Here is a 24341-nt window from a genome sequence, read left to right as displayed (position 1 = left end):
CCCCTGCTTCGGTTTGCGCTTCATGCGGAATCCGGGGTGGCCACGGCCTCGACCTTGCGACGCACCCCGAGCTTCGACAGGAACGACTGGTAATGCGCCATCGCACGCTGCGATGCGCCGGCCATCTGCATGTCCTTGGCGTGAGACTGGTAGAGGATGTAGTCAATCAGCGCCGACTTGTAGATGGGCGAGATATCGACCTCGTCGGTGTAGTTGGTCAGCACGTCCGGCCCCACGCCGGGGATTGAGACAGACGTCGGCTCGACCGCCACCATCGCTTCGATCTGCCCATTGCCGTCGTTGGCCGGGTAGACGTAGAAATCGGTGGGGTTCATCGGGTCCGTCATGACATGCAGGACGGTCGCCGAGGCCGGGTGCCGTGTCGCGTCGTGCCAGTCGGGTATCTGGTTGTCGAGCGCGTCCCGCTCGATGGGCGTGATCGCCAGGTTGGAGGTGCGAACGGCGTCACCGGCCCCACTGGTGATGTTGCGCACGACGCGCAGGAGTTGGGTCTGCCCCGCATCGAGCGTCTGCCATGTGCCTTCCTGCAATGACAGGACGACCGTTTCGGCGCAGGCCGACGGCTTCGTGAGGCAGATTTCGAGAAGGGCGTCATTGAGCGCACTGGCCAACTCGGGGAGTGGCCAGTGCGTGCCGTTTGGGTCTTGCAGGAGCGTCTGCGCGCGCTCAAGGACGTCTTTGGCAATGAGCGCGGGCATGTGAAACCTCAGATTTCAGCGTCGGCGCGCGCCTTGCGGATGTGCCGGATAATGGTTTCGCGCTTCATGTTCTTGCGCGGCATGGCGTCGAACTCGTCCTTGTAGGCGTGCGACAGATCGAGGTCGGACATATCCTCGAGGCCGTCGTCCTGGTCGGGCTCGACGTTGTTCTCGAGGCTGTCTTCAGCGGTGTCGTCGTCGCCGTCATCGACGCCCTCATCGTTGCCATCGGGCTCGATCGCCGATTCAAGGCGTTCTTCGGGCGTTGGCTCCGGGTCCGGGTCCGGCATGATGTCCTTGGCCTCACCGGGGTCGTAGGGTTCGAACCCCTCGGGGACGGAAAGGAGGCGCTTGATGTGCGCCTCGTTTTCGACCTCGGCGACATGCTCTCCCTTCGGGCCGCGCGGCTCGAAATGGTAATCAGAGCCGCCCACTGTCACGCGGCTGCCACCGGTGCGCTGAATCTTGGAGACGATCAGCATCTTGCTTCTCCCTTTTGGTTTCGATCCGCGCGGGATCAGTAGATGTATTGGAGGACGACGGTGATCTTCTTGCCCGCCCCCGCAGCCACGTCGCCGCTCAGAGTGGCCCCGATCCCGCGATGGTCCGCGGCGCGCGCGATCCCGAGGCAGTTGAGCACGGTGGCGGCATTTTCGGCATCGTTCACGGAGACGGCATCGAAGAGCAGGTCGGTGGTGAGCGCGCGGGTGGCGTCGTTCTCGCCCGCCTTGCCGTCCATCGTGCCGATATCGGCGGTGATCACGCCGAGCCCTTCGCCGATGAGGGTCGCGCCGATGACCTGCGCACCGCCGGGCAGGAAGCCGAGCTCGAGGACGTCCGACGCGGCGGTGAAATCCTCGGTGAACTCGTGGGTGAGGATGGCGGCGCAGACGACGCCGAAGGCGTAGCCGACGGGCTGCTGGGCGCGGCCATATGCGAAATCGTTTTGCTGGAGCATGGGTCTGATCCTGTTTCAGTCCGGTTTACGTAGCGAAGCGGGCGCTCCACGCGCCCGCCTCAGTCACATCAGCCAGCCGGGGTGGCGTAGGTGTCGAGGGCCATGATCCCGAAGTCCTTGCCGTTGAAGCGGGTCTTCTTGCACCCAACGATGGTGCCCGCCACGACGGTCGGCTCGTTATCGTAGTCCTCCATTTCTTCCTTCCACATGAACCGCTGGCCCTTGGTGGTGCCGTAGGCGCAGACACCGGCCTGCCGGCCCATGAAGAGCGCCCGCGCGGCGGGGAGATCGGAGCCGGTTCCATAGTCGCTGAACCGGATGGCGCTCTCGTGGCTGTGCAGGATCACGTTGTTGATCATGCCCAGGCCGCCCTTGAAGATGCGGTTCTTCGATCCCTCGGCGGCAGCGGCGGCCTTCTGGACGTCGAGCCAGCCGTTGCCTTCATCCGTGCGAAGGTCCTGCTCCTGGTTGGGCGACATGACCGTGACGTAACGGTCCTCGCCCTCGATGGAGACCGGCATCATGTTCGCGGTGGTGGGGTCGAGGGCGCGCATCATGCGGGCCTTGGTGCAGGCACGCTCGATGACGTTGCGGGTCATCTTGTCCGCCGCCACGATGGTGGCCTTGGACACCGCATCGCCGCCGTAGAGGATGTGCTGGGTGTCGGGCGCCTGGATCGGGTTGCCCGCGTGCCCGGTGAAGTCCGTCGGCTCGATGTAATCCTCGTTGATCCCGCGCGAGCCGGAAAGGTAGATGAACATGAGCTCGTCGATGTACTTCGACCAGTAGTCGCCGAGGCGGTTCTTGGCGACGACGCGCATGTCGTGCGCGGTGCGCTTCCGAGTCATGCGGCCGCCAGCGGAGACCGATTTGCGCGTCTGGTCGATGATGACCTCGTCCGAGTAGAAGCGCAGGTTCTCTTCCTTGCCCTTCACGCGGGCATCGCCCTGCGTCGGGCCACCGCGAAGCTGGACGGACAGGTCGAAGCTGATCTTCTCGCCCTTGTCCGATTCAAGCTCGGTCTTCTGCTCGATGATGTTGTTGTCGCCCTTGCCGATGAACTTCTTGGAAAAGTAGCTCTTGTGGAGGACGTCGACGGCGAGGTTCGAGGACCACTTCTTCTGGGCCTTGACGTCGCCAAAGGGGATGATGGTCTGGGGCATAATGTTTCCTCATGCGGGTTTTGAACGACCTGCATAGGCACATCATGCGCTCTAGCTGTTAAACGCATACCATATGTTGTGTCACAAGAAAAGGGGGCGCAGATCACGCCCCCATCAGTCTCCGTCCATCGGGTGATACCTCGATCACTCGAGCGAATGCAGCGTGATGCCTCCTTCCGGCTCGTCGAGGTCGAACACGGGTGGGCCGCCGCTCGTATCGTTGTGGATCGGGATGGATTTTGGAGCGCCGAACGCGATACGGACACGCCCTGCCGCCGCTTCCTTGATCTCGAAGACCAGGTCGCCGACCTGCACGCGGTCCGACGCTTTCAGCCTGAGCACCAGCATTCGGCGCCTCCCTTTCTTTCGTTCGGCCCGATCAGACCATCATGGACGAGAAGATATCGCGCTCTTCGTCGGAAAGCTGGGCCATAGCCCTCTCGACCTCTTCTGGCTTGCCGGTGTCCACCACGCGCTGCAAGGCGGCGTATTTGCTGTCGCCCGTGTCGCTCATGTCGGAAGCGGGAACGCGGGCGAGCGTCTTGGGCGGCGTGCGCAGATCATCGCCGCGAGGGTCGGTGGCGCGCTGCTGCTGCGGCTGCGGCTGTGGCTGTGGCGCAGGCTCCTGCCCCTTGATCGGCGGGACGTCCTTGAGGCCGAGGTCGTCTGCGGTCGAGACAAGACGGCGGTGCGCGATGGCCAGTTGCTCCTTGAAGCTGCGGTTGGCGAGCGCGGGGTTGGACGTGACGGCGCGCACCTCGGCGTCGAACGCTGCGATCACGCCCTCGGATTTCAGGCCCTCGTAGTCGGTGAGGTATTTGGATACCGCGTCGTTCCACTGCTCGGTCTCGTCCGCCAGTTGCTTGCGGGCGATGGCGCGTCCCTCGACCGCGCTGTCGATCTTCTCTTGCAGCGCCGCCTGCTGCTCCCTGAGCTCATCGCGCGACAGGTCGCCATCGTCATACTTGTCCAGCAACGCCTGCTCCTGCTGGCGCAGACCGTCGATCTCGCTGTCATACTGCGAGGTATCCACGGGAGCCTGCTGGCGCGGCTTGTCCCCATCGCCCTGCTGCTGGGCCGAGGGCGCGGTATCGTCACCCTGCTGCGCCGCGACCGTGTCGTCGCCCTGGGCGGCCTGCGTGGTGTCGTCTCCCTGCGCAGACGGGGCGGTATCCTCCTCGGCGGGCGCGGGTTCGCCGCCCCATCCGGCATCACGCCAGCGCTGGGTGTCTTCGTCGGTCAGCGAGGCGCTGCCGTCGATCTCTTCGCCTTCTTCCGCGTCAAGCGCGGCGCGCTCTTCTTCGGTCAGAAGCTCGTTGTCGTCGGTGGTGGTCTTGTCGTCATCAGCCATTAGTCTGATCCTTTTCTGTGGTGTCGAGGGCTTGCTAAACGAGGTCGGAGCCGTCCTGGATGTTGGCGCAATGCGCGCCGAACACCTCTTTTCCCGTCAGTACGTTGATCGACGGGCGCACGACCACGTCGAGGCCGTCCGTGCCGAGAATTTCCGGCATGGCCTTGATGAGGTCGGTCGCGCTGGAATACGCACCGATGAGGTTCGACCTGACGCGAGGGTCGCCGGAGCCCTGCTCAACGACATACCCGCCGTTGCAGGCGGGGATGATGCGGGTTTCTGGTTGCTTGTCTCTGTCTTGCTTCATCGGACTGCCCTCACTCGCCCGGTTTGCGCTTGGTGGCGGCCTTGACCGCCCACATGGCCGCGCTTTCGATTTCCGTCTGCGCCAACGCCTTGAGGCGAGCGATTTCCGCGCTCTGGCGCGTTTCGTTGGGCGTTTCGTGCGGCGGCACGTCGATCTCATTTTCGATGAAGTCGATCAGATCGGCGGCGCGCGCCTTGATCTCGTCCACGACATCGTTGCCGCTAGGATTGAAGGTCGTGCCGACGCGGTATTTACCTTTGGTGGTGGTCATGGTGCTGTTTCCTCTCTCTCTGTCTGTCGGTCAGCCGTGATCCAGCGCCAGGTAGGTGCGGACCACGGCGAGAAAGAGCGCGTCCTTCACGCGCTCGGTGGGGCTGAGTTGGTCGTAGCGCACCATGCAGGGGTGTTCCTTGGCGCGCTCGTCCTTCACCAGCCCGAACCGCCACCCGTCGCGCGCCTTCTGCGCCATCCAGTTGTTGTGGCTGTCCTCGGGGCTGGCGTGCGGGTTTTCGAAGGCGTGGCGCACGCCCTGAATGGCGGATTCGCGCTGCCAGTCGGGCGCGTCATTCCAACGGGGCTGGCTGCCATCGCCCATGCTGGCACAGAAGGCGCGGTTGACCTCGTGCGCAAGCTGGGCGGCATCCTCGATCCGGGCCATGTTCATGTCTTGGGCGACCATCTGCTCATACCTCGTAATGCTTGTGGATGAAGTGCTGCGCCTGCCCCAGAAGCAGGGAGCAGGTCTCGGTGCTGTGGGTCGATCCGACGTAGAGCCTGCCGTCGGGCAGGCGTCCGATCACGATGGCCTGTTGCGCGTCGTTCTCGACCAGCCCGTCGACAACCTCTTTGAGGTCGAACAACTGCCCCGGCGTGCCGCAAAAGTGCAGCGGCGCACCGGTCAGGCTGACGATCTTGTCGTCGTCCGTCACCTCCGCGCCTCCCCGGCGTTGACCCTCTTCGCGTCTGCCGCGGCACGCTCGCGCTTCTTCGGGCTGGCCCAATCGGGCAGGAGCACGAGCGCGGTGATCTTGTCGCCCTCAATCTCGGCATCACCGAGCGGCTTCACGCTGCCCGCGGGGCGCTTGCCTTCCGGCAGAAGGTCCCAGCGCGCCATGCGGATCGACACCGACCCCTTCATGCTGTTGCGGATTTGGTGCGCGCCATTCGGGTTCAGCACGATCTTGGCATGGCCCTCATCGACGCCGCGCCCGATCAGCACGTCAACCTTGTCCGTCTCGGGGTTGAGCGCACGGTTGAACAGGCGCTTCTGGGCGTCCGCATTGAGCGTGATCCGCACGGTTGCACGCCGCCCCTTGGGCGACACGGACATGGACATGGAAATGCCGGTGCTGTTGCCTGCGGCGGTGGTTTCCAGTTTCGGTACTGCGGTAAATGCCATCGCTGTTTCCTTTCACATCTTGCGACAAGGCTGGTGATGCCGGGCGATCAAGCGCCGCTCGGCACCGGGAGTTGAGGCTGTTGTTGCGGCGGCGGCGCCATCTGTTGCGGTTGCGGCGCGCCCGGGGCGGGCATGTTAGGAGAGGTCTGGCCCTCACCCGCCGGGGCGGGCTGGTATCCGGCCTCGCTGAGAATGGAATCGGCAACCCCCGCGACGGACTGCGCCTTCATGATCGCGGCGGCGGCCTCGAGTGCCTTGACCTGCGTTTCCACGTTCGCGCCGGCCGTTTCGGCGAGGATGCGTCGGATCTCCGCAAGGACGCGGGCGCCCTCGGCGCCAACCTTCTCGGCCTTGGCGCGCTTCTCGGCGGCGCTGGCCTCCTTGTCGGCCAATTCCGCCTCTGCCGCACGTCTTTCCATCTGAGCCTGCTCTTCCTGAGCCTGCTGGCGTGCGATTGTCTCGGGGTCGGGATTGTTCGGATCGGCGTCCGGGTCGTCCTGACCGGTGTGCTTGCGGATGCGCTTCACGATCTCTTCGCGCTGGGGCAGGTCCATCGTCTCCACAAGGAGATCGAGCACCACCAGCACAAGCTCGGGGTTGGTCTGCCCGAGCTGCGTCATCATCTCGAACAACTCTTCGACCTGCGCCTGCCGCATGGTGGCTTTCCAGTCGTCCTCGCTGATGATGAAATCCGCCTTGGTGCTGACGATGTCGCTCTCCGGCAGGAGTTGGTCAGGCGCGTTGGGATCGGGCTCGTTGACCTTCAGGAACTCGGCGTTGCCGCGCATGTTGGTGATGCGGAACCGCTTTTCCTCGGTCATGAACTGCTCCATGAGCGAGAGCATCTTGGAGCCGTGTATCTGCCGGGCAAGGCGCAGGTTGTCGAAGATCGAGGCGGTGGCGAGCGCGCCCTGGTCCTGCCGGGCGATGATCGCCTTGCCCGACGTGGCGTTCGTGGTGCGGCCCAGGTTCTCGTCGGTGATCCCGCTCAACTGCTGGATCATTTCGATGGACCGGCTCATGAGATCGAGGTGCGCGGGAGCAAGCTCGCGATCGACGGCAATTTCGAGGTGGTGGTTGGGCTCCTTGACCAGAACGCCATCGGGGCGGGCAAGCTCTTCCTGGAAGGCGTCCATATCAGTCACGGCGCCGCGATCCATGATCACGCGGTTGGACGAGAGGATATGCAGGGCCTTGGAGGCGCGCTTGTTGATGTCCTCCTGCGGCCCGCGCATCGAGCGCACCACCCCGTAGGGCAGGTTATTTCGGCCTTTGCGGTAGCACCAGATCGGCGTGAACGGAAAGTGGTTGTGGCGATAGGGCGACTTGGACAGGTAGAGAAGCCCGTCCTCGGCCATGATCGCGACGTGCATCCGCATCCGCACCTTGTTCACGATGGTCGCGCGGCCCCGCTCCACGTCGGCCATGTGGCCGCGGCTGCGCGGGTCGAATATCTCGCCCGTGAACTGGCCGCCGCGCATGTAGCGATCTTCGACCGGCACGCGAAACCATGCCTCGATGAGGCGCACACGGGCACGCTCGGAAACAGCACCATCGGCGGCCCCGTAGATGCTGGTCTGGCTCCATTCTTCCTCGGCGGCGTCCATCTGCTCGTCGCCAGCCCCGTCGAGGCTGCGCATGAGATCGAAGCTGGTGGAGGCGGATTTCTCGATGACGTCTTCGCGCCCGCGAAACATGCTCTTGGCGGTATCGACGTCCGTCCATTTGGTGCGGAAGATGTAGCGCCCGTCGGACAGATCGGACTCGGTGGCCATGCTGTCGAAGAGGATGTTGCGCCAGGTCTCGAAGCGATCATAGATAGCCTCGCCCTCGTCATCCTCCTGCACGCCGCTTTCGATCCAGCCAAGACCGGAGACGACACAGTCCTTGAAGCTGCGGCTGACGTGGAAATCCGAGAGATTGACGTCCGAGAGGTACTTGAGAAGCTGGCTCTTGCGCTCGGCGGCCTTCCCGCCTTCCTCCTGACGTGGGAGTATCTTGTAGTCCGTGCGGCCCCGCTTCTCGGTGCCGAGCATCCAGTTTACCGTGGTCGAGATCACGTTGTAGACGAGCGGGGCCTGTCCGCGCGATTCCAGCACGGCCTTGTCTTCCTCCCGCCACTGGTCGCCGTCATAGAAGTCCTCGTCGAGCCCCATTTCGTTGCGGTTGTTGCCCTGGCGCTCGATCTCACGGCGATAGTGACCCATGAGGTTCTTGAAGAGCTCGTAGGGCCGTCCTTCGTCGAGGTTTCGGCTCTGTTGGAGCCGCTGCACCTGTTGCGCATCCGGCGCCTGGCCGAAATCGTAGCGATCCATCGGGTCGGTGGATTTGGGAGCGTGAAACGTGATCTGGTTGCGCTTGGCCGGATCGTCGTCGTTGTCGCGGTCGGTCTCAAACATTGTCCACGATCTCCGCTTCTGTGGTCTTGCCCGTGTTGGGATCGGTGATCAGCACATCGGCCACGGCCTGCTTCTCTCCCTCGGGGAATGGCGGCATGGCCAGGAGATCGCCGAGGCTGTCGCGCACGATGCTGGTGACCGCGATGACGTTGCGTGGCTCCATCGGGTTGAGCCCGAGAGCGGCGGCGAACTGGTAGCTCATCGCCGCGGTGTCGGCGGGATCGCCCGTGTGCTCGTCCCATGCGAAGGCCATGTCGAGCGGCACGAGGCATGGCGTGATCCGGTCGTGCGTGGGCAGCGCCCGGGATGGCACGAGCGCGAGGCAGGGGCGCCGGGTCGTGAGTATCCACGTCCCGATAACGGTGATTTCGCCTCGCGTGCGCTGCCAGAGGCGCAAGCTGAGGTCGATCACGGGTGTGTTGGGTTCATCGCTCATGCCGTCATCGCCCCCCTCGAGCGTCGTTTCGGTGCGGTTGGTGCGTTGAAGTGGGCCGGATCGTAGCCCTGCGCGTACTGGCGCAGCGAGTCGGCGGCTTCGGTGTGCCCGTCGAGCTTTTCGGGCTCGTCGGTGAAGACGCCCAGGCGGCTGTTCCATTTCTTCTTGTAGAGATCGAGGTGGCGAATACCGGCCTCGCAGTCCTCGCCCGAGCCGTCGATGTTGAACCAGCACTGGCCGAACGCCTCGCGGGTCATGTTGATGCCTTGTGTGAGATCGGGCACGCGCGGCACGATCCTGAAGCGCCAGTCAGGGGCAAGCTCTTGCAGCATGGAGAGCGGCGCAGCGACGGTGTTGGCCAACTGGCGCTCGTGCGTTGCATCATGCGGCAGGTAGTGGATGCCGAAGAGCCAGCCGGTGTCGCGCAGGAGCTTGACGTAGTGGCTGTAACCCTTGGCCCAATCCTCGAAATACCGGATGAAGCGATGGCGCGTGCCGACGTCCTGCATGGCCCAGATGCCGGTGCCGTCGCCCGACCCGATGTCCCAGAACGTGTGGACCGGCACGTTGCTTACATGCGGGATGGGGCACAGGCGGCCTTCGGCGCGGGCGCGGGCGAGCTGGGGCGCGAACCATATGCCCTCGGTGCCGCGCATCCAGCACTCGGCGGGTGTCGATGGGTATTCCCGCCACATGCCCTCGCTGTCGCCCGCCTGCTCGTTTTCGAGCGTCGTGACATACCATGCGCGCTGCGGCAGCTTGAGCCGCACGCCCATTTCCGCCTCGACCTTGTCGAAATACTCGTGCTGTTCGGGTCTGATGCGGACGTGGCGCGGATCGGTGGCGTATTCAGGGGTGATGAACCACGGGAAGAAGTGAAACTTGAACTCTTTGGGGCCAAGCGGTGTGGGATCGTGGCTGCGCTTCTCGGCCCGGTCGGCGATGTCGAAGAACTTGCCTTCCTGACCCTCAGCGGTGGATTCGATGATGGCGATGCCATCGACGGGAACGGCGGGCAGCGAGCCCTTGACGATTTCCTCGGCCTTCTGGGGGAACTTGGCCGCGATCTTGCCCATCTCGGAGATGTGAAGGCGCTGGATCGTGCCTGAGCGCATGGAGACGGCCACACGCATGGCGCTGTTGTTGTGGAACAGCATCTCGGATTCGTTGCTGTTCTTGAGCGGATAGAGATCCTTGACGATCTGCGGCAGGCGGTCGTAGGCGAATTTCGCCTTGTCGCGGAAGATCACGCCCGCGTCCTCGAGGCTGTGGGCGATGATCCCGCACCGCTGGTCGTCGTTGAAGATCGCGTGGTCGAGGAAATAGATGGCGATCAGGGTCGTGAAGCCCAATTGGCGGGCTTTCAAAATCACGTTTCGCGTATGAAGTTTGGCCAGGAACCTCCGTTGCGCCCTGTTTGGCCGGAACGGGACGACGGAGCCCTCCTGGTGCTCGTCGCTTTTGGTCATGATCTTGTAAAGCTGGCCCGAACAGATGCGCCAGAGCGGGTCTTTCAGGCAGGCCAGGAACTCGGTGGTGTCGCGGGGCTCGTAGTCGAGCGGCAGCGGGTTGGGAAGCTGCGCGATCTCGGCTGCGGCTTCGATTTCCGCCGGAAACGCGCCCTTGCGGGTGTGTTGTGCGTCCTGCACGGCCATCATGTACCGCCCTCGTCGTCCATCAGGCGGCTCGCGTTGTCGCGCATGTAGGCCGGATCGAGCGGCGGGGACGCGGCGTTGATCTTGCGCGCCGCTTCCAGGAGCTCGGCGGATGCGCCCAGCTTCACCTCATCCTTGAAGAACGACAGGTGCCGCGCGACCTGCTCGAGCGCCTTGGCCCGGTCGGCGATCTTGACCTCGATGCCGTCCTTGGTCTGCTTCACGCCCTCGTAGAGCGGGTGTGACATGGCCTCGCGGCTGTCCGATAGCTGGACGGTGGTAACGCCCTCGCCGAAGCACTCGGGGCAGTCGAGCGATGGCGCAGCGGTCGCGTCGTACCCATAACCACCCTCGTCGTCGGGCATACCCGGGACGGTGTTGCCCGCGTCGATCACCTCGCCCAGGGCGATGAGGGCCTTGTGATCATTGCCCGCGATACCATGCAGGAAGGCGTTGACCGCGTCGCGGTATTCGCGCTCGGTCTTCCATTGGTACTGGTGGTCGACACCGTGGCAGTAGCGGCATGAACGGCGCTCGACGCGGACGAGATCGTTGGGGTCTCCGGTGGCGGTGTCCCACATCCGTTTGAGGATGTCGGCGTGCTCGATCTTGAGCTCCTGGGCGATCTCTCGCTGCAATTCGGCGATGCGAGCCTTGATCTGAGGATTTCTGAGGAGATCATATCCCTGCTCGCTGGCGCTGTTCCGGGAGTATCCAGCGGCGATTGCGGATCGCGTGGCGTTGCCGTCCTTGACGTACTCGAGGCAGAAATGCTCGCGGCCCCACGGCAAGCCGGATGGCGCGACGTCAGCCTTCTTCGTGGCTTTCCCCGCTCCCTTCTTCGTCTTGGATGGAGCTTGCTTCCTGGTGGCCATGACCCCTGCCCGAGCCTGCGCGATGGTGCGATGTGCAATTTCATAGCACAGGGCCAGAGGGCCAGTCGAGAGGGTGTGTCGGGTGTTGGGTTATCGGGTCGAGAGTCGTCGCCAGACGACGAGAGACCGTAAGGTCTCGATATATACTATGGTTCTGGTTCTGGTATGGTTTTGATTGGGTTAGCCCAAAACGAACCGTTCGCTTTTGCTAAGTGTTTCATGTGAAACAATTATGGTGTGTAACTTTGAGACGAATTTGAACGTCACTAACGCAAAAATTCTTGCCGATTTTTTTCAGAATATTGCCTGTTTTGGCGCACGATGGCCCTCCGGCACCCCAAAAACGCAACCTGTTGGCGATTGTAAAAACTGCTTTTCGCGCTGGCCTCTTTACTTGACTGCGGTTGCATTATATTGCATCCTGCAATCGGATGAGAAGCAAGGAGGGCCTTCGGATGGAACAGACCACTGCTGATGCCTACGCAGCCGAACGCGCAGCCCAAGCGGCTCGCGATGCCGGTGATCTGCGGCAGGCAATCGCCGAGTATCGCCGCGCGGCGGTGATTTGGGGCGAGTTGTGCGACCGCCTCACGCGGTGCGGCGAGGTGCTTCTGTGCGGGCTCCTGCGCGCCAACCAGCACCGGGCAGAGCGCAAGGCCGACCTGCTCGTCTTTTACGCCGCCTGACCCACCCCCAACAGCAAGGATGGACCCTATGGATATCATTGGATTGAGCCGCGCGACGAACCTCGCGATGCAGTCGGCCACCAAGACCGAGCTTGGCTGGCGCCTCGCGTGCAGCGGAAGCTCGGCGCTGGGAAAGGTCGTCCAGGAGGACCTTGTTCGCACCTACGGCCCTAACGGCATTCAGCCTTCGCTCTACGGCGGCGCTGTCACCGTGACACACGAGAGCCCCGCCTATGCCGATATCGAGGAATTACAGGCGCAGCGGGCGGCACCAGAGATGGTCACCACCTGCGCACCAGCGCAGGCGATGGCCGGGGGCGTGATCTCGGTGAGCGCCATCGACAACGGCACCGTGACCATGACGAAGCACTACCTCGTCGCGGTATGCGAGCTTGATGCGCTCGGTGAGATCAAGGGCTCGCACCACCTGTCGAGCCACACGACAGGAACGCCCGAAGAAGCGAAGGACCTCGCCCTGAGCGAGACCGCCGCGGATTGGGGCTGGCACAGCTACGGCCCCGACGACCTGCACGTCCTGTTCGTGCTGGCCGTGCCATTCGGCACCGAGATCGAAGTGATCGAATACAACGAGAAATTGGAGGACTGAGCGATGGACGTGGTTCTGCACGAGCAATTCTGCGCGCCGCTGGCGATCTCTGCCGGTGACCTGCTGCGCGACAACAACTGGCTTCCTGACGATCTGGTTGGGCGTCTGCACGACGAGGACGCGATCAAATTCGACACCCCGCGCGGCTCGATGACAATCTGGCGAGCGGATGCGTGGGATCGCGCCGAGGCTGAGCGGTTTTTCTACGTCACCGCCACCGATGCGGGGCGCGAGCACATGATGGCAGGCCCCTACCAGACGCGCCGCGAGGCAGAGGATCGCGTCCGCGCGGTCTGCGCCTACGCCTGTGATCGCGACGGGCGCGCGCACTTCATGGGCTGGGGCACTGCGTCCAGCCTTGAGCCCATCACCACGCCGCTGGGGGAGTTTTGATAGTGCATAGCGCTGAATGCACAGCCTGCGGCAAGCCGAAATCTGATGACGGCTTGCGCGCCTGCCCCGAGTGCCGGGCGGAATGGCGGCGCTACAGCCGTAAGCCTGGTGGCCCAGCCGAGACGATTGAGGTGCTGCGCGCCGAGAACGCGCGGCTGCGGGAGAAAATCGAACGGTTGGAGAGGGAACGGACATGACTCTGCCACTGCGCAATCTCGACACCCCCCCTGCTGCGCCGCCGGTCGACCCTCGCCCGCCGATGATCATCGACAGCTTCGCGGGGGGCGGCGGGGCGAGCACCGGCATCGAGATGGCTCTTGGCCGCGGGCCGGACGTGGCGATCAACCACGACCCGGTCGCACTGGCTATGCACGAGGTAAACCACCCCGAAACCCGGCACCTGATCAACAGCATCTACGCCATCGACCCGCGCGACGTGGTGTCACCCGGGCGGCGCGTTGGCCTCGCCTGGTTCTCCCCCGACTGCAAACACCACTCCAAAGCCAAGGGCGGCAAGCCTGTAGAGAAGAACATCCGCGATCTGGCATGGATCGTGGTGCATTGGGCCGAGCTCGTGCGCCCCGATGTGATCATGCTGGAAAACGTCGAGGAATTTCAGGACTGGTGCCCGCTCACGCCCGACAACCGCCCCGACATCACGCGCCGGGGCGAGACGTTCCGCGAATGGGTGCGCCGCCTGCGCCGCCTCGGCTACAAGGTCGAGTGGCGCCAACTTCGCGCCTGCGACTACGGCGCCCCGACGATCCGCAAGCGCCTGTTCGTGATTGCCCGTCGCGACGGTCGACCGATCATCTGGCCGGAACCGACCCACGGCGCCCCCGACAGCGCCGAGGTGATCGCGGGTGCGCGACACCCGTGGCGCACGGCGGCAGAGATCATTGACTGGTCCCTGCCCTGCCCCTCGATTTTCGACACCAGCGCCGAGATCATGGCAAAGCACGGCCTGCGCGCGGTGCGGCCTTTGAAAGACGCAACCCTGCGCCGGATCGCGCGCGGCGTGATGCGTTATGTGGTCGAGGCCAAGCAGCCGTTTGTCGTGACCTGCAATCACTCAGGCGAGAACTTTCGTGGTCAGGGTCTGGATGAGCCGTTCAAGACGCTGACCGCTACGCGCGATGCTCACGGCTTGGTCGTGCCGACGCTTGTGCAAACTGGCTACGGCGAGCGTCCCGGCCAGCAACCGCGGGTGCCGGGCCTCGACAAGCCGCTCGGCACGCTCGTGGCAGGCGGGGGCAAGCACGCCCTCGTCGCGGCCTTCCTTGCCCAGCACAATGCCGGTGCAAGGATGGAGAAGAACGCCGGGCGCCCCGCCACGGAGCCGCTGAGCACACTCACCACGCGCGGGACGCAGCAGCAGGTGGTCGCGGCCAGCCTGATGAATATGCACGGAACGTCCCGTCGCAGCGCCTCGATCGACGCACCGCACCCGACACTGACCGCAGGCGGGCAGCATGGTGCGATCATCGCCGCGTTCTTGCAGAAATACTACGGTCAGGGCTTGGGCCAGGACGCGGACGGGCCGCTCCACACGCTCGGCACCCGTGACACCTTCGGCTTGGTCACGGTCGAGATCGACGGCCAGACTTACGCGATCACCGACATCGGCATGCGAATGCTCACCCCGCGCGAGCAGTTCCGCGCGCAGGGCTTTCCCGACAGCTACATCATCGACCGCGCCCCGGATGGTCGGCCAATGACCAAGACGGAACAGACCCGAATGTGCGGCAACTCCGTCTGCCCGCCCTTGGCGATGGCGCTGGTCAAGGCCAATTGCGAGCACCTGCGCGACCAAGCCGAAATCGAAGCCACGCTGGCTTCATCCACCTGACCACCACCAAGGAGATCAAGATCATGACCACACCTGCCGCCGCAAACTTGTACCTCGCGCAACACCTGCACGCATGGGAGGGAAAGGGTTACGCGGTCTACAATCCGCACAACAAGCCGGTCGAGGAGCTGCCGGTCATCTACGGCTTCAACAACGGTGGCGGGCCTTACTTCCTCGCCGCGGTCCTACTCGCCGAAGATGGCACCGGCCTTGGGAGCCACGGTTGCAGCGCCGAAGGCTACATGCCTCACGACCTTGGCATCCTCGAAGGCTCGCGCCCTGATCGGCACGAGACGTTCCGTGCTCATTACCCTGATGGCTACCGCATGGATTTCGTGCCCGGCTCGGATGTGAAGACGCACACCGGTCTCCAGGCCGCCTATCTGCGCAATCAGGAAAAGGCGGATCAGGCCCCACCTGACCTCGACTGACCGCAGCGCAGCGCGGCCCCGCGCGGGCCGCGTCACGATGCGATCAATCAAAACCCGATCAAGAAAGGATTGGCCCGTGAAAGATGAGGAAAAACAGACGCTTTACGATATCCGAATCGCCCGGATTGATGTGCCTGGATATTTCTGGATCAAAGGCTGCACCTCGATCCCCGATGCTATCAACGCCTACCTCGGAGAGTATAAGGCCAGCGGTCTTGCCGCCGCCGGGTTTGGCACGGGCTTGGTCTGCACCCGCCTGCCCCATGTCGTCGTCGGCTGGATTGATGCCAACGGCACCTTCTCGCCCGCGCGCAACGTGACGATGCGAGATCACAGCATCCACGCGACGCGCCTCCAACACTTCGACACCCCGCAGCAAGCCCTCGCATCCATGATCGACGACGTGATGGCCTGCATGGAGGCAACAGCCGAGCGGATGGTGGGGGAGCGCGAGCACTACACCGAGGAGGACTTTCTGAATTTCGCCGGCAAGCGGCGCGACTACGCTTTTATCAAGGATCACATCTCCATCGTCGGGGCTAATCTGTTTTCGCTCCCTGACCAGCACGTCGTGCAAAAGGCGGTCGCGGATCGCTTCTACCGACAGAAGACCACCGACATCACCGTGACGCTCACCAGGGACGAGGCCGAGCGCGAGGAAAGGCAGTCCACATTCGATGAAATGCTCGCGGCGCTGGAAAACCTCGAAAACGATGACGGCAATGCCATGCCGCCAAGCGCGTGGGACATGGTGCAGAAAGCCATCGCCCGGGCGAAGGGGGTGGCGGTATGACAGACAAGCCTATCATATTCAGCGGGCCGATGGTCCGGGCGCTGCTCGACGGGCGCAAGACACAGACGCGCAGGTGCGGTAAGCGGGATTTTTTGCGCAGCGGCATCATGGAATGGAATGGCCGCGAAATGCAGCCGCTTCCTAGCTACGCCCCCGGCGACCGGCTTTGGGTAAGGGAGGCTTGGGGCATGGGGGTGTCCGACCACGGCGACTGCCCGCGCTACAAGGCCACGCTCGATTACCAGTGCGGCGACAAGATCATTTCTCCGCACGAAGGACCGTTCAAGTGGAAATCCCCCATCCACATGCCGCGCAAGTTTTCCCGCCTGACCCTGACCGTGACCGATGTGCGGGTGCAGCGGTTGCAGGAGATCAGCGAGGCGGATGCGGTTGCGGAGGGCGTGGATGCTGTTTCGATGGCTGATGTGCCGCGCCAAGCCGCAATGTCTTCTCGCAGCGACTTTGCTGCCCTCTGGAACAGCCTGCACGGCCCCGACGCATGGGATCAGAACCCGTGGGTGGTCGCGCTGACTTTCGACGTCCACCGCTGCAACATCGACCGGGTGGGCGAAACGACATGAGCCTATCCCGTTCCGAAATTCGCGACACCGCCTCCTGCCCCAAGTGCCGGGCAGCGATCGGCAAGCCGTGCCGTCACAGCGGCAAAGGCGCCGCCGCAAAGATGGCGCGAGGGTCCAGTCACCATGCCCGGCAGGTGATCGCGCAGCGGCTCGTAAAGGAGCAGAAACTTCCGGGGATGAGAGCGACCGTCATAACCGACGCAAGCCACTGCCGCAAAACCGGGGCTGGTGGGTGGGCCGCGTGGATACGCATTGATGGCGATGACTCCCCGATCAAGATGAGCGGTCCGCTTCGCACTGTCACCACTCGCTCGGATGAAGCGGAAATTAGGGCTGCTTTGAACGGCATCCACATCGCTCGCGCGCACGGCGCGAGATCCGTGTTGGTGCAAACCGACTGCATGACGGTCGTCCACCTGATCTACGGCAAGATTCGCAGCCGGAGCCTTCTCAAGATATGGAACAGCGCCGTCGCCACGGCACGCGTCGATCTGGTCGGGGTGTCTGCACGGCACGTCAAGGGGCACACCGCGAAAGACGACGCCAGGTTCTTTGTTAACCGCTGGTGCGATCGGCAGGCACGCAAGGAAATGCGCGCAATGAGAGCGGAATTGGAGCGCGCAGAATGACCCCCGACAAACGCCCCCTCACCGTCGGCTGCGTCGCCTGCGGGCACGAATGGACCGGCCTCTACCTGCCCATGAACATCAGCTTGGCGGCGCGCGCCATGCAAACCATGCACTGCCCCATGTGCGGCGCGTCGAGCTCGGATATCCGCATCCGGGCCGAGAAGGGGGATGACGCAGCATGATGGGCCCCATAAAGGACTGGCGCGCATGGTTCACCGTCGCGATTCTGATCGGCTACGTCGCCGCCTTCGAGACCGCGCGCCAGAACCAGCACGCCCCCCTGACCGATGAGGAGATCGAACGAGTGCTCGACCGCCACGTCGCGCGCTGTGAACTCATGAAGAACGAAAGGACCGGATATGCCTGTGACACTTGATATCGAACCACTGGAAACCCGCGCCGACACCCCGGCCATGCGTCAGATGCTTGAAATCATCGGCAGCAACCAGATGGGGCTGCTCGAAATGCGCCTGCCGCGCCTGTCCCGCAAGATGGACCAAACCCACCAGGAGGTGTCAAAACTCGTCCAGACGGCCGAGAACTGCGGCTGGATCACGGTCTACGCCAACGCCGTAGGTTCGGTCCATGACCTCAAGCTGACACCCGCTGGCTGGGATTTGATCGGTGGCAAGCCGATCTGGATGAAGCGCGCAAGCTGGGTTGCAATCGAGGGTGGTAATGACCATCATTGAGCGCATGAACGAATGGATCATGCTCCTGGCCGTAGCCCCCGCCATCGCTGGCGTGCTCTTTGCGGGTGATAATGCGCGATCGTCCGATGATCCGCGCGAACCCGGCGGCCCGCTCGACCAGACGAAAGCATGGAAGCGCGCGGCAGCGATCTCGTTTACGCAGGCTATATGCGCCGCCCTGGCTCTCGCCCTCGTCGTCGGATTCTAGAGTAGCGCCACCTGCCGAGCTGTATCGCAGCGCGGCTTGTCCATGAAGCGGAACGACGGCTCTGGATATGGCCCGTTGCCCGGTGTCGAACGCGGATCATCCCGATCCCAGATAAACCACGCATTGCGCTGCGGCGGCGACCTTTCCCCGGTAAAATCGAGCTTCCAGCGTAGGACATAGGCGTAGGAAAACGGCTGTGCGTCAAGCAGGGCGGCGTGCCCATTCTTTTGGGCCGCGCACCAGTCCCACGACAGGAGAAGGGCCAGATAGCGCCACCCGGGCAGGGAGAGAGTGTGGCGCAACCAGCGTCCGTGCCCATCGCGCGCGCTGATCTCCGAGAAAGGTGGGTTCGTGATGATCACGGGCGCGGCCGCTTCGGTCGCCTCGTAGAACGAACCGAGACAGGTGATCCCCTCCCACTTCCGCTGTACCAGGTCACCGCCGCGCACTGTGAAGCCGTGGGCCTCGAACTCGCGCGCCAGGTGGCCGTCACCCACGGCGGGCTCCGAGATCACGCCGCCAAGCTCGGAGAGCCGCCATCCCTCCGCAAGGATCAGGCCGCGGGCCGCATCTGGCTGCGCGGTCGGGTAGAAATCATCCTCGCGCCGCACATCTGGCGGACGGGGCGCATGCTGGATCGGAAGATCTGGCATCAAGACCCCCTGCCCCGCGTCGATGCGCGGCTTGCGCTTGGTCGCGCGGAACAGGGATTTTGCCGATGGGGCTGTCACGACCGAGCGCCATCACCCGGCTTTGGCATCGACTTGATGCCCAAGCTGCGCAGCTTCTCCTGCACGTCCTCGGGCGGCACTCTCGGACCGTGCCGCTTCGGCGGTGCCTCGAAGGGCGACGGCGGGGGCGGCGGGCGACGCTTGACGATGATCCGGTAGAGCGCTCCCGCGTCGGGCTTGTAGAGCCGCCCCGCGCGGGTGCGTGGCCCGGTTTTCTGATACTCGGCCCATGCCTTGCGGATCTCGCTGTGCGAGCAGGTCTCAAGCACGTCGGCCCAGCCCTCGAGCTCGAGCGCGCGCTGCGCGTCAGACGTGTCGTCGTCCCGCCAGAACTGATCCAGGATCGCCTCGGCGCGCACCGCGATCTTCGAGCGGTGCCGCTCAAGCTGATCGGGCGTCATGGCCAGATAGGCTTCAACCCCAGTCTTGGCTGGTGGTTCCGCGGGCTGCGGCTGCAACGACCCTGCGGTGCCGTTCGGTTCGCTCCGGCTGCGTCCCTTTCGGGCTTCCGCCCTGGCTGGGTCTGTAGTCATAATTGCCCTCCATGAGTTTCGTGAAAGACGACTGCCGCACGAGAAAATCGAAATTCGCAGTCCAGCCCCGGTCATTCATGCCGCAACAATGCGGAGAGGCCCGGGCTTTCGCCAGCGCATGTCGCCAGCCCTCTATCCCCCCGCACTCCTTGAGCCGTTGGGAAAGCTCTGACCTCCGAGCCTTGCTTAGAACTCGCACCTCGGGCCACCCCGCTTCGCGGGCAATCTCGTTGTAGGCGGAAACGCACTCGGCGATCTCGTCGAACGGCTTTGTCGTGTCGTCGTCAGGCGACATTGCGCCTGGCGCTAGCTTGGTTTCTGTTGGGTTATCCGAAACAGAACCGTTCGCTTTTGCCTTGTTGTTGTTTTTATTGGATTTTGGCCTGCCGCCCTTGGCGCCATTTGTGCGGTTCTTTTCGATCTTTTCTTGAGTGTTTTCCCAAGTTTTTTGCAGCTTTTCTTGCGTGATCATGCCGTTTTCGACTTGAAAACCCGAAATGGTATCGCAGAACCGGGCCTTCACCTTGCGCCATTTCGAGGGCGTCAGGCCAAGGATTCGAGCGTTGTCTTTATCGTCGTCTGGGACGCGCCCGTTGCGCCGCCACATTGCCCCCAGCAGGAGAAGATACGCCCCGTGCTCCTCCGTGGTCAGGTGCGTTGTGTCCGCCAAATAGGCGTCCCAATACATCGGCATGGCGGGAGCTTTACTCATCGGACGCTCACCTCCGTGATCGGCTTGCCCATCTGGACCATGAGCGCCTTCTTGAGGCGGTAGGCTTGCGTTTTCATGCCCTTCACGTCCTCGATGACCTCTTGCCCATCGGTGACGTCGATGTAGACGAAATCCGCCTTGTAGATCAGCGGGCGGCCCGCCTCGGAGAACAGCGGGCCATCATGGCCTTGCAGATGGTATGCCTCTTGCAGCCTGAGATCGCGGATAAGGCCGGCACGCTCCATCTGGCGCAGGGTCGCGTAGCGCCGCGCCTCGGCCTTGCTGTCGAACTTGTGGCCGTCCAGCGTCGTGCGCTCGGCGCTATACTTGTTCGACCCGCGGGGCCGATCCTTGTTTCGGCCCTGCTTGCCCTGCTCGCGCGCGCGCACGATGGCCTGGAACTGTGATGCTTTCATTCGCTGCATGGCTAGAACGGGATCTCTCCGTCCAGATCGGGTTGACGGTCTCGATCATCTGGCGGGCCGCCGCGGGCCAGGCCATCATCATACGACCCGCCATAGCCGCCGCTCCCGTAGCTGCTGTTGCTGCTGTTGTTCGGACCGCCCAGCATAACCAGCTTGGCGTCAGGCCCCTGCAACACGACTTCTGTCGAATAGCGATCTTGGCCAGATTGGTCCCGCCATTTTCGGGTCCGCATTTTCCCAGAAACATAGGCTTTCGAACCTTTATGCAGATATTGATTGGCAACATCTGCCAGCGGGCCAAACACAGCGACCGATACCCATTCGGTGCGCTCCTGTTTGTTACCGTCGCGGTCTTTCCACTTCTCAGTTACAGCGATGCGAAGGTTGCACACCTTATCACCGCTCTGGAATGTCCGCGTTTCAGGGTCTCGCCCCAGATTTCCTATGAATTGGCATTGATTAAGCATAGCGTTTCTTACCTAATCCGTTTTCGATGGCATGATGCCGCGCGTGGTCAACCGCTTTCATCACTTCAAGATTTTCAGGAGAGTTGTTGAGCTTGTTGCCGTCACGATGATGAACGTGCTCATCCGGCTCAATGCTTCGACCGATAACCCATTCAGCGATTACTCGGTGCAAATACCGCCCAGCGTGTGCTCCGTTCGCCTCGCTTTTGGTAAATTCCAAATACCCGCCCGCTGATAGAGTAAGGCCGCCCCTCCAAAGCGCATGATCTGGCCCAATTACGGACCGTAATTTGCGCTTAGTTTCTTCGGTGTGCGTTCTGCCTTTTGCCGATCGGGACATTCTATTTTTTACTTCCTGGCGGCTGTGACTAAGCTGCATAGCCGACTTTAGATCACGAGCATCAAACCCAGCCGCACGAAGAACTCGACGCACTTGAACAGGGCAAATACCCACGATTTCGGCAATTTCAGGGGATGATTTTCCGCCCTCATAAAACGCGACAATTTCTGCGTCGGAGAAGGTTGTCTTTTTGGCCGCACATGACCGCGAGCAATATTGTCTCGCGCTCCATTGCGCTGACGACAGCCTTGATGGGCGGTCGAAAGTCTCGCCACAACTGCGGCAAACTTTTTTCACACTGCTCATCAGCCCGTAAATCCTCGTCGTTGCGCCAGAGACTCGAGGCGGCCCAGCGCCCCGGACAAGCTCTCGCGAATTTCCGTTGCTTCGTTCGATTTCGGCGCGCGGCACGGGCACTGCTCAAGAGAGACGCGCAGCCGATGGATGTCCGCCATCGGGATGCGGATTACGGCATACTCTCCGTCGCGCTTGACGCTGGCTTTCATGTCACGCGGTCCCTTTCACCTGGTCGCCGACCGCACCTGTCAGGTCCGGTAGATCGACGATCTGGCCCGCGAGAGCGTGCGTGCTGTCGTTCAGGAACCTGATGCGGCCGTCAGCCACATAGCTGTGGCAGGAGGGCACGGCGGGATTGTGCAGCCGCCCCGGTCGGTTGACGTAGATGCTCGGCGTGAATGTCGGCTCGTCCTCATTCCCGTCCCAGGTCCATAGCGGGCCTTGCCCTCGATCGCCGCCGATGCGGATGACGTGCATCATCCGGCAGGCCGGGCAGAAAAACCCGACATGGCTGTTTGCGATGCGACGGAGCTTCGGTCCGAGCGCGGCCATCTCCTCACCCCATCCCGAGTGCTTCTTTATACATCTCCAACACCGCCTCTTCCTCGGCGATGTCGTCCCGGTCGCGCTTGCGCAGTGCGATCACCTTGCGCATGACGGCGGTGTCGTAGCCGCGTGCCTTGGCCTCGGCCATCACCTCCTTCTGCTGGTCGGCGATGTCCTTCTTCTCGGCCTCGAGCCGCTCGAACCGTTCGATGAACTGGCGCAGCTCGTCGGCGGTGACGCGGTGGGCGGTGTCGGTATCGGTCATGATGTTCTCCTGCGTGGATGGGGCGCGGCGGCGGGTCTGCTACCCCCGCCGCCGCTGGTCCCGCTCGCAAATGCGTCCGGCTGAGTGTCACCTTCGGCATAGGTCGGGGACGTTCCGCTGCCTCTCGGCATTCGAGGGTCGAGCACGGGCCAGGTCAACGGAGCCGCGTGGGCGTGGCGCAGCCTTCCTGCACCCCTCATCCGTCTAGCCGCCTGATCCGACAGTCTGCATCGGCGGTTCTGCTTTACGGGCACTGCTAAGCCCGCCGCGCTCGGGACAGCGCCTGTGCGCTGACCGGAATGCGGCAGAAAGACCCCGGCGACCGAAGCCGCCGGGGAAGTTTCGCACCGAGGCAGGCAGGTGCGTTTACATGGATGCCCCGTCTGGTGGGGCTGACCCGCGTCCCAACCTTGGCGGATGAATGTAGGGCTCCTGAGACCCCCCCGAGCGCCGCCGCGCAGGTCGGAATTGGCTTGGCAAGGCCGAAGCCCCGAAAGGAGTAGGACAGTCTCGCGCTGGACCAGCCCCTTGTCCGCTCGGGCATTTCTTTCGCAGATCATGACGCTACCGCCTCCTGCGCCGTGTCTGCCGATCTCTCATCCAGACCTTGAAACCACACCGCCATCGGAACCGCCCCGCGCGTGCGCTCCTCGATACGGCGCATCACGCGCCAGTGCGGCGTGCGGGTACCGGAAAGGATTTGCGACAGGTACGGTTGGCTGACACCGAGAAACCGTGCCCACTCACGCTGGGTCGCGCGGATGGGGTGGTTCGATATGTATTGGCCAAGGGTCTGCATCAATATTGCTTTTTGCAATATATTCCAGACCTGTCAAGACGCTGCGATAAATTACTCTTTGTGGCGGAAACCGGCGGGCACTATGATAGCAGACCAAAGGTGCGCCGCTTGGGGTGGCGCGATGCAAACGCAAGGATGGAGCCATGCGTCTGAGAATCAAGGAGGCCCGGGTCGCAGCGGGCATGAAGCAGCGAGAGGTTGCGAAAATCCTCGGCATATCCCAGCCGTATTTCGCACAGATCGAGCGTGGGGAGCGCCGCCTGAACACAGAGTTGCAGCAGCAACTTGCCGACGTGCTGGGCGTCAAGCCACCCGAGCTTGTGGATTTCGACGCCCCCACGCCCGAGGATGAACAATTCCTGCTGGATGTGTTCAGGACTTTGTCGCCGGATCGTCGCGCTGGCTGGCTTGACATGGCTCGGGCGGCAACTCACCGGCCTCGCGGAGGCGGCGAGCGAAACTAGCACGCCCCTTCGGCCCCATCTCCCCCAAAAGCTCCACGAACTCTTCGAGCTGATCGGCCTCGGTGTGATCACCCGATTCGCTATCGCTCACCATATGTTCCCCCTTTCCGCTAGCTGGACCCAGATTTTGCACTCGTGACGGGCGACCTGGCCCGCCGCAGGAAACGCTATCGCTTTGCATTCTGATTGCAAAGAGGAATTTTATAGTTGCATCGGTTGTTCTATGTGCAATATATTCCAACTCGCAAGATGCGAGGATGGAACCCATGCAAGACCTTGTCGATACGTCCGATTTCTGCCGCGAATGCGGTGGAACCGGTCGCCTGACCGATTACGACGACCGCAACCGCGCGCGCCTTGTAGCTTGCGATATGTGCCGGGGCACCGGCCATCGCACGGTGCTCGTCGGGCCCAAGCCATGAGCGGGGGCACGCGGCAGCTTGCCGATGATCTACGCGCGATCCGGCGCAGGGAAGTCATGTTCGAGGCCCTGAACCGCCCCGCAATCCGCCGGGATCGCACCGCCGACGCCCTCAGCCTCGCGCACCGCGCCGTCGCCGTTCTGGCGTGCGTGGGCGCGCTCGCGGGTATCGCCCTGACCATCAGCGCCATCATCAACATTTGAACGAAG

At 63.2% G+C, this 24341-nt stretch carries 40 protein-coding genes; 15 read left to right on the top strand and 25 right to left on the bottom strand.

Annotation, left to right across the window (positions count from 1 at the left end):
- Positions 1-20: 20 nt before the first annotated feature.
- The 15 genes from CRJ03_RS12185 to CRJ03_RS12115 all read right to left on the bottom strand — a co-directional run bounded on the left by CRJ03_RS12185 (position 21) and on the right by CRJ03_RS12115 (position 11262).
- Positions 21-719, bottom strand: a complete 699-nt coding sequence (locus CRJ03_RS12185) for a phage adaptor protein (protein ID WP_104019126.1) — start codon at positions 717-719, stop codon at positions 21-23.
- An 8-nt stretch (positions 720-727) separates the two neighbouring features.
- Complete coding sequence (locus CRJ03_RS12180) at positions 728-1201, bottom strand: hypothetical protein (RefSeq protein WP_104019125.1); 474 nt, start codon at positions 1199-1201, stop codon at positions 728-730.
- Positions 1202-1236: 35 nt separating this feature from the next.
- Positions 1237-1677, bottom strand: a complete 441-nt coding sequence (locus tag CRJ03_RS12175) for a hypothetical protein (RefSeq protein WP_104019124.1) — start codon at positions 1675-1677, stop codon at positions 1237-1239.
- A gap of 68 nt (positions 1678-1745) precedes the next feature.
- Positions 1746-2840: a N4-gp56 family major capsid protein gene (locus CRJ03_RS12170; protein WP_104019123.1), complete on the bottom strand. Its 1095-nt coding sequence runs from the start codon at positions 2838-2840 to the stop codon at positions 1746-1748.
- Positions 2841-2984: 144 nt separating this feature from the next.
- Entirely contained in the window at positions 2985-3188 is a 204-nt protein-coding gene (locus CRJ03_RS12165; RefSeq protein ID WP_104019122.1) for a carbon storage regulator, read from the bottom strand.
- Positions 3189-3219: 31 nt separating this feature from the next.
- Positions 3220-4191, bottom strand: coding sequence for a hypothetical protein (locus tag CRJ03_RS12160; protein ID WP_104019121.1), 972 nt, complete (start codon positions 4189-4191; stop codon positions 3220-3222).
- A gap of 34 nt (positions 4192-4225) precedes the next feature.
- A complete protein-coding gene (locus CRJ03_RS12155) occupies positions 4226-4498 on the bottom strand; it encodes a hypothetical protein (RefSeq protein WP_104019120.1) in 273 nt (90 codons plus the stop codon).
- 10 nt (positions 4499-4508) lie between these two features.
- Positions 4509-4769, bottom strand: a complete 261-nt coding sequence (locus tag CRJ03_RS12150; RefSeq protein WP_104019119.1) for an Acb2/Tad1 domain-containing protein — start codon at positions 4767-4769, stop codon at positions 4509-4511.
- A 30-nt stretch (positions 4770-4799) separates the two neighbouring features.
- A complete protein-coding gene (locus CRJ03_RS12145; protein ID WP_206018360.1) occupies positions 4800-5177 on the bottom strand; it encodes a RyR domain-containing protein in 378 nt (125 codons plus the stop codon).
- 4 nt (positions 5178-5181) lie between these two features.
- A complete protein-coding gene (locus CRJ03_RS12140; protein ID WP_104019118.1) occupies positions 5182-5427 on the bottom strand; it encodes a hypothetical protein in 246 nt (81 codons plus the stop codon).
- Positions 5424-5897, bottom strand: a complete 474-nt coding sequence (locus tag CRJ03_RS12135) for a hypothetical protein (RefSeq protein ID WP_104019117.1) — start codon at positions 5895-5897, stop codon at positions 5424-5426. Before CRJ03_RS12135 ends, CRJ03_RS12140 begins: the two co-directional genes overlap by 4 nt.
- Positions 5898-5944: 47 nt before the next feature.
- Positions 5945-8296, bottom strand: coding sequence for a portal protein (locus CRJ03_RS12130; protein WP_104019116.1), 2352 nt, complete (start codon positions 8294-8296; stop codon positions 5945-5947).
- Complete coding sequence (locus CRJ03_RS12125; RefSeq protein WP_104019115.1) at positions 8289-8732, bottom strand: hypothetical protein; 444 nt, start codon at positions 8730-8732, stop codon at positions 8289-8291. The genes CRJ03_RS12130 and CRJ03_RS12125 overlap by 8 nt, the downstream gene beginning before the upstream one ends.
- On the bottom strand, positions 8729-10387 hold the full coding sequence (locus CRJ03_RS12120; RefSeq protein ID WP_129590276.1) for a terminase large subunit: 1659 nt from the start codon (positions 10385-10387) through the stop codon (positions 8729-8731). Before CRJ03_RS12120 ends, CRJ03_RS12125 begins: the two co-directional genes overlap by 4 nt.
- The gene (locus CRJ03_RS12115; RefSeq protein WP_104019113.1) at positions 10387-11262 is read right to left on the bottom strand and encodes a terminase small subunit; all 876 of its coding nucleotides are present in this window, start codon (positions 11260-11262) and stop codon (positions 10387-10389) included. The genes CRJ03_RS12120 and CRJ03_RS12115 overlap by 1 nt, the downstream gene beginning before the upstream one ends.
- 455 nt (positions 11263-11717) lie before the next feature.
- Here CRJ03_RS12115 and CRJ03_RS12110 point away from each other — a divergent pair, with 455 nt between their 5' ends.
- The 12 genes from CRJ03_RS12110 to CRJ03_RS12055 all read left to right on the top strand — a co-directional run bounded on the left by CRJ03_RS12110 (position 11718) and on the right by CRJ03_RS12055 (position 18131).
- Positions 11718-11948, top strand: a complete 231-nt coding sequence (locus tag CRJ03_RS12110) for a hypothetical protein (RefSeq protein WP_104019112.1) — start codon at positions 11718-11720, stop codon at positions 11946-11948.
- A 28-nt stretch (positions 11949-11976) separates the two neighbouring features.
- Positions 11977-12555, top strand: coding sequence for a hypothetical protein (locus tag CRJ03_RS12105; protein WP_104019111.1), 579 nt, complete (start codon positions 11977-11979; stop codon positions 12553-12555).
- A gap of 3 nt (positions 12556-12558) precedes the next feature.
- Positions 12559-12948: a hypothetical protein gene (locus CRJ03_RS12100; protein WP_104019110.1), complete on the top strand. Its 390-nt coding sequence runs from the start codon at positions 12559-12561 to the stop codon at positions 12946-12948.
- A gap of 193 nt (positions 12949-13141) precedes the next feature.
- Positions 13142-14797 carry a DNA cytosine methyltransferase gene (locus CRJ03_RS12095; protein ID WP_104019109.1) on the top strand — a complete coding sequence of 552 codons (1656 nt, stop codon included), beginning with the start codon at positions 13142-13144 and terminating at the stop codon, positions 14795-14797.
- 23 nt (positions 14798-14820) lie between these two features.
- The gene (locus tag CRJ03_RS12090) at positions 14821-15228 is read left to right on the top strand and encodes a hypothetical protein (protein WP_104019108.1); all 408 of its coding nucleotides are present in this window, start codon (positions 14821-14823) and stop codon (positions 15226-15228) included.
- A 76-nt stretch (positions 15229-15304) separates the two neighbouring features.
- The gene (locus CRJ03_RS12085; protein WP_104019107.1) at positions 15305-16021 is read left to right on the top strand and encodes a hypothetical protein; all 717 of its coding nucleotides are present in this window, start codon (positions 15305-15307) and stop codon (positions 16019-16021) included.
- Positions 16022-16050: 29 nt separating this feature from the next.
- Complete coding sequence (locus CRJ03_RS12080; RefSeq protein ID WP_206018359.1) at positions 16051-16602, top strand: hypothetical protein; 552 nt, start codon at positions 16051-16053, stop codon at positions 16600-16602.
- Positions 16599-17231, top strand: a complete 633-nt coding sequence (locus CRJ03_RS12075; protein WP_165375304.1) for a ribonuclease HI — start codon at positions 16599-16601, stop codon at positions 17229-17231. The genes CRJ03_RS12080 and CRJ03_RS12075 overlap by 4 nt, the downstream gene beginning before the upstream one ends.
- Positions 17228-17413, top strand: a complete 186-nt coding sequence (locus tag CRJ03_RS12070; RefSeq protein ID WP_104019104.1) for a hypothetical protein — start codon at positions 17228-17230, stop codon at positions 17411-17413. The genes CRJ03_RS12075 and CRJ03_RS12070 overlap by 4 nt, the downstream gene beginning before the upstream one ends.
- Entirely contained in the window at positions 17410-17607 is a 198-nt protein-coding gene (locus CRJ03_RS12065; RefSeq protein ID WP_104019103.1) for a hypothetical protein, read from the top strand. Before CRJ03_RS12070 ends, CRJ03_RS12065 begins: the two co-directional genes overlap by 4 nt.
- A complete protein-coding gene (locus CRJ03_RS12060) occupies positions 17591-17923 on the top strand; it encodes a hypothetical protein (RefSeq protein WP_104019102.1) in 333 nt (110 codons plus the stop codon). Before CRJ03_RS12065 ends, CRJ03_RS12060 begins: the two co-directional genes overlap by 17 nt.
- Positions 17910-18131 carry a hypothetical protein gene (locus tag CRJ03_RS12055; protein WP_104019101.1) on the top strand — a complete coding sequence of 74 codons (222 nt, stop codon included), beginning with the start codon at positions 17910-17912 and terminating at the stop codon, positions 18129-18131. Before CRJ03_RS12060 ends, CRJ03_RS12055 begins: the two co-directional genes overlap by 14 nt.
- Here the strand turns inward: CRJ03_RS12055 and CRJ03_RS12050 are convergent.
- From CRJ03_RS12050 to CRJ03_RS12005, 10 genes are all read right to left on the bottom strand, one after another.
- A complete protein-coding gene (locus tag CRJ03_RS12050; protein WP_129590275.1) occupies positions 18128-18784 on the bottom strand; it encodes a hypothetical protein in 657 nt (218 codons plus the stop codon). The two genes, CRJ03_RS12055 and CRJ03_RS12050, sit on opposite strands and share 4 nt — an antisense overlap.
- Before the next feature lie 74 nt (positions 18785-18858).
- Positions 18859-19263 (bottom strand): hypothetical protein, encoded by a 405-nt coding sequence (locus tag CRJ03_RS12045; RefSeq protein WP_104019099.1) that lies wholly within the window; start codon positions 19261-19263, stop codon positions 18859-18861.
- A 13-nt stretch (positions 19264-19276) separates the two neighbouring features.
- Positions 19277-20107, bottom strand: coding sequence for a YdaU family protein (locus tag CRJ03_RS12040; RefSeq protein ID WP_104019098.1), 831 nt, complete (start codon positions 20105-20107; stop codon positions 19277-19279).
- On the bottom strand, positions 20104-20523 hold the full coding sequence (locus CRJ03_RS12035) for a DUF1064 domain-containing protein (protein WP_104019097.1): 420 nt from the start codon (positions 20521-20523) through the stop codon (positions 20104-20106). Before CRJ03_RS12035 ends, CRJ03_RS12040 begins: the two co-directional genes overlap by 4 nt.
- Positions 20524-20534: 11 nt before the next feature.
- A complete protein-coding gene (locus tag CRJ03_RS12030) occupies positions 20535-20999 on the bottom strand; it encodes a single-stranded DNA-binding protein (protein ID WP_104019096.1) in 465 nt (154 codons plus the stop codon).
- Positions 20992-21645, bottom strand: a complete 654-nt coding sequence (locus tag CRJ03_RS20140) for an HNH endonuclease signature motif containing protein (RefSeq protein ID WP_206018358.1) — start codon at positions 21643-21645, stop codon at positions 20992-20994. Before CRJ03_RS20140 ends, CRJ03_RS12030 begins: the two co-directional genes overlap by 8 nt.
- A complete protein-coding gene (locus tag CRJ03_RS12020; RefSeq protein ID WP_104019094.1) occupies positions 21645-21845 on the bottom strand; it encodes a hypothetical protein in 201 nt (66 codons plus the stop codon). The genes CRJ03_RS20140 and CRJ03_RS12020 overlap by 1 nt, the downstream gene beginning before the upstream one ends.
- Before the next feature lies 1 nt (position 21846).
- Positions 21847-22188, bottom strand: coding sequence for a ubiquitination-like system serine protease family protein (locus CRJ03_RS12015; protein WP_104019093.1), 342 nt, complete (start codon positions 22186-22188; stop codon positions 21847-21849).
- A 4-nt stretch (positions 22189-22192) separates the two neighbouring features.
- Positions 22193-22447, bottom strand: a complete 255-nt coding sequence (locus tag CRJ03_RS12010; RefSeq protein WP_104019092.1) for a DUF2312 domain-containing protein — start codon at positions 22445-22447, stop codon at positions 22193-22195.
- A gap of 556 nt (positions 22448-23003) precedes the next feature.
- Complete coding sequence (locus tag CRJ03_RS12005; protein ID WP_104019091.1) at positions 23004-23246, bottom strand: helix-turn-helix domain-containing protein; 243 nt, start codon at positions 23244-23246, stop codon at positions 23004-23006.
- A 143-nt stretch (positions 23247-23389) separates the two neighbouring features.
- On the opposite strand from CRJ03_RS12005, the gene CRJ03_RS12000 reads away from it, so the two are divergent.
- The 3 genes from CRJ03_RS12000 to CRJ03_RS11995 all read left to right on the top strand — a co-directional run bounded on the left by CRJ03_RS12000 (position 23390) and on the right by CRJ03_RS11995 (position 24335).
- On the top strand, positions 23390-23710 hold the full coding sequence (locus CRJ03_RS12000; protein ID WP_104019090.1) for a helix-turn-helix domain-containing protein: 321 nt from the start codon (positions 23390-23392) through the stop codon (positions 23708-23710).
- A 266-nt stretch (positions 23711-23976) separates the two neighbouring features.
- Positions 23977-24132, top strand: a complete 156-nt coding sequence (locus tag CRJ03_RS19910; protein ID WP_165375302.1) for a hypothetical protein — start codon at positions 23977-23979, stop codon at positions 24130-24132.
- On the top strand, positions 24129-24335 hold the full coding sequence (locus CRJ03_RS11995; protein ID WP_104019089.1) for a hypothetical protein: 207 nt from the start codon (positions 24129-24131) through the stop codon (positions 24333-24335). The genes CRJ03_RS19910 and CRJ03_RS11995 overlap by 4 nt, the downstream gene beginning before the upstream one ends.
- Positions 24336-24341 lie beyond the last annotated feature (6 nt).

It is taken from the genome of Roseovarius nitratireducens, assembly GCF_002925845.1.
Classification (GTDB): Bacteria; Pseudomonadota; Alphaproteobacteria; order Rhodobacterales; family Rhodobacteraceae; genus Roseovarius; species Roseovarius nitratireducens.
Note: the sequence above shows the minus strand (reverse complement) of the source record. Positions and strands in the feature narration are given on the sequence as shown.

Bases quoted from the DNA above. Each gene is read 5' to 3' on its own strand.
- CRJ03_RS12060 (WP_104019102.1), top strand. From the start codon at position 17,591: ATGCCTGTGACACTTGATATCGAACCACTGGAAACCCGCGCCGACACC.
- CRJ03_RS12075 (WP_165375304.1), top strand. From the start codon at position 16,599: ATGAGCCTATCCCGTTCCGAAATTCGCGACACCGCCTCCTGCCCCAAG.
- CRJ03_RS12110 (WP_104019112.1), top strand. From the start codon at position 11,718: ATGGAACAGACCACTGCTGATGCCTACGCAGCCGAACGCGCAGCCCAA.
- CRJ03_RS12055 (WP_104019101.1), top strand. From the start codon at position 17,910: ATGACCATCATTGAGCGCATGAACGAATGGATCATGCTCCTGGCCGTA.
- CRJ03_RS12170 (WP_104019123.1), bottom strand. From the start codon at position 2,840: ATGCCCCAGACCATCATCCCCTTTGGCGACGTCAAGGCCCAGAAGAAG.
- CRJ03_RS19910 (WP_165375302.1), top strand. From the start codon at position 23,977: ATGCAAGACCTTGTCGATACGTCCGATTTCTGCCGCGAATGCGGTGGA.
- CRJ03_RS12165 (WP_104019122.1), bottom strand. From the start codon at position 3,188: ATGCTGGTGCTCAGGCTGAAAGCGTCGGACCGCGTGCAGGTCGGCGAC.
- CRJ03_RS20140 (WP_206018358.1), bottom strand. From the start codon at position 21,645: ATGAGCAGTGTGAAAAAAGTTTGCCGCAGTTGTGGCGAGACTTTCGAC.
- CRJ03_RS12065 (WP_104019103.1), top strand. From the start codon at position 17,410: ATGATGGGCCCCATAAAGGACTGGCGCGCATGGTTCACCGTCGCGATT.
- CRJ03_RS12135 (WP_104019117.1), bottom strand. From the start codon at position 5,897: ATGGCATTTACCGCAGTACCGAAACTGGAAACCACCGCCGCAGGCAAC.
- CRJ03_RS12095 (WP_104019109.1), top strand. From the start codon at position 13,142: ATGACTCTGCCACTGCGCAATCTCGACACCCCCCCTGCTGCGCCGCCG.
- CRJ03_RS12145 (WP_206018360.1), bottom strand. From the start codon at position 5,177: ATGGTCGCCCAAGACATGAACATGGCCCGGATCGAGGATGCCGCCCAG.
- CRJ03_RS12160 (WP_104019121.1), bottom strand. From the start codon at position 4,191: ATGGCTGATGACGACAAGACCACCACCGACGACAACGAGCTTCTGACC.
- CRJ03_RS12070 (WP_104019104.1), top strand. From the start codon at position 17,228: ATGACCCCCGACAAACGCCCCCTCACCGTCGGCTGCGTCGCCTGCGGG.
- CRJ03_RS12010 (WP_104019092.1), bottom strand. From the start codon at position 22,447: ATGACCGATACCGACACCGCCCACCGCGTCACCGCCGACGAGCTGCGC.
- CRJ03_RS12050 (WP_129590275.1), bottom strand. From the start codon at position 18,784: ATGCCAGATCTTCCGATCCAGCATGCGCCCCGTCCGCCAGATGTGCGG.
- CRJ03_RS12185 (WP_104019126.1), bottom strand. From the start codon at position 719: ATGCCCGCGCTCATTGCCAAAGACGTCCTTGAGCGCGCGCAGACGCTC.
- CRJ03_RS12030 (WP_104019096.1), bottom strand. From the start codon at position 20,999: ATGCTTAATCAATGCCAATTCATAGGAAATCTGGGGCGAGACCCTGAA.
- CRJ03_RS12000 (WP_104019090.1), top strand. From the start codon at position 23,390: ATGCGTCTGAGAATCAAGGAGGCCCGGGTCGCAGCGGGCATGAAGCAG.
- CRJ03_RS12005 (WP_104019091.1), bottom strand. From the start codon at position 23,246: ATGCAGACCCTTGGCCAATACATATCGAACCACCCCATCCGCGCGACC.
- CRJ03_RS12080 (WP_206018359.1), top strand. From the start codon at position 16,051: ATGGTCCGGGCGCTGCTCGACGGGCGCAAGACACAGACGCGCAGGTGC.
- CRJ03_RS12040 (WP_104019098.1), bottom strand. From the start codon at position 20,107: ATGAGTAAAGCTCCCGCCATGCCGATGTATTGGGACGCCTATTTGGCG.
- CRJ03_RS12045 (WP_104019099.1), bottom strand. From the start codon at position 19,263: ATGACGCCCGATCAGCTTGAGCGGCACCGCTCGAAGATCGCGGTGCGC.
- CRJ03_RS12090 (WP_104019108.1), top strand. From the start codon at position 14,821: ATGACCACACCTGCCGCCGCAAACTTGTACCTCGCGCAACACCTGCAC.
- CRJ03_RS12155 (WP_104019120.1), bottom strand. From the start codon at position 4,498: ATGAAGCAAGACAGAGACAAGCAACCAGAAACCCGCATCATCCCCGCC.
- CRJ03_RS12035 (WP_104019097.1), bottom strand. From the start codon at position 20,523: ATGAAAGCATCACAGTTCCAGGCCATCGTGCGCGCGCGCGAGCAGGGC.
- CRJ03_RS12125 (WP_104019115.1), bottom strand. From the start codon at position 8,732: ATGAGCGATGAACCCAACACACCCGTGATCGACCTCAGCTTGCGCCTC.
- CRJ03_RS12105 (WP_104019111.1), top strand. From the start codon at position 11,977: ATGGATATCATTGGATTGAGCCGCGCGACGAACCTCGCGATGCAGTCG.
- CRJ03_RS12015 (WP_104019093.1), bottom strand. From the start codon at position 22,188: ATGGCCGCGCTCGGACCGAAGCTCCGTCGCATCGCAAACAGCCATGTC.
- CRJ03_RS12120 (WP_129590276.1), bottom strand. From the start codon at position 10,387: ATGGCCGTGCAGGACGCACAACACACCCGCAAGGGCGCGTTTCCGGCG.
- CRJ03_RS11995 (WP_104019089.1), top strand. From the start codon at position 24,129: ATGAGCGGGGGCACGCGGCAGCTTGCCGATGATCTACGCGCGATCCGG.
- CRJ03_RS12020 (WP_104019094.1), bottom strand. From the start codon at position 21,845: ATGAAAGCCAGCGTCAAGCGCGACGGAGAGTATGCCGTAATCCGCATC.
- CRJ03_RS12175 (WP_104019124.1), bottom strand. From the start codon at position 1,677: ATGCTCCAGCAAAACGATTTCGCATATGGCCGCGCCCAGCAGCCCGTC.
- CRJ03_RS12130 (WP_104019116.1), bottom strand. From the start codon at position 8,296: ATGTTTGAGACCGACCGCGACAACGACGACGATCCGGCCAAGCGCAAC.
- CRJ03_RS12180 (WP_104019125.1), bottom strand. From the start codon at position 1,201: ATGCTGATCGTCTCCAAGATTCAGCGCACCGGTGGCAGCCGCGTGACA.
- CRJ03_RS12115 (WP_104019113.1), bottom strand. From the start codon at position 11,262: ATGGCCACCAGGAAGCAAGCTCCATCCAAGACGAAGAAGGGAGCGGGG.
- CRJ03_RS12100 (WP_104019110.1), top strand. From the start codon at position 12,559: ATGGACGTGGTTCTGCACGAGCAATTCTGCGCGCCGCTGGCGATCTCT.
- CRJ03_RS12150 (WP_104019119.1), bottom strand. From the start codon at position 4,769: ATGACCACCACCAAAGGTAAATACCGCGTCGGCACGACCTTCAATCCT.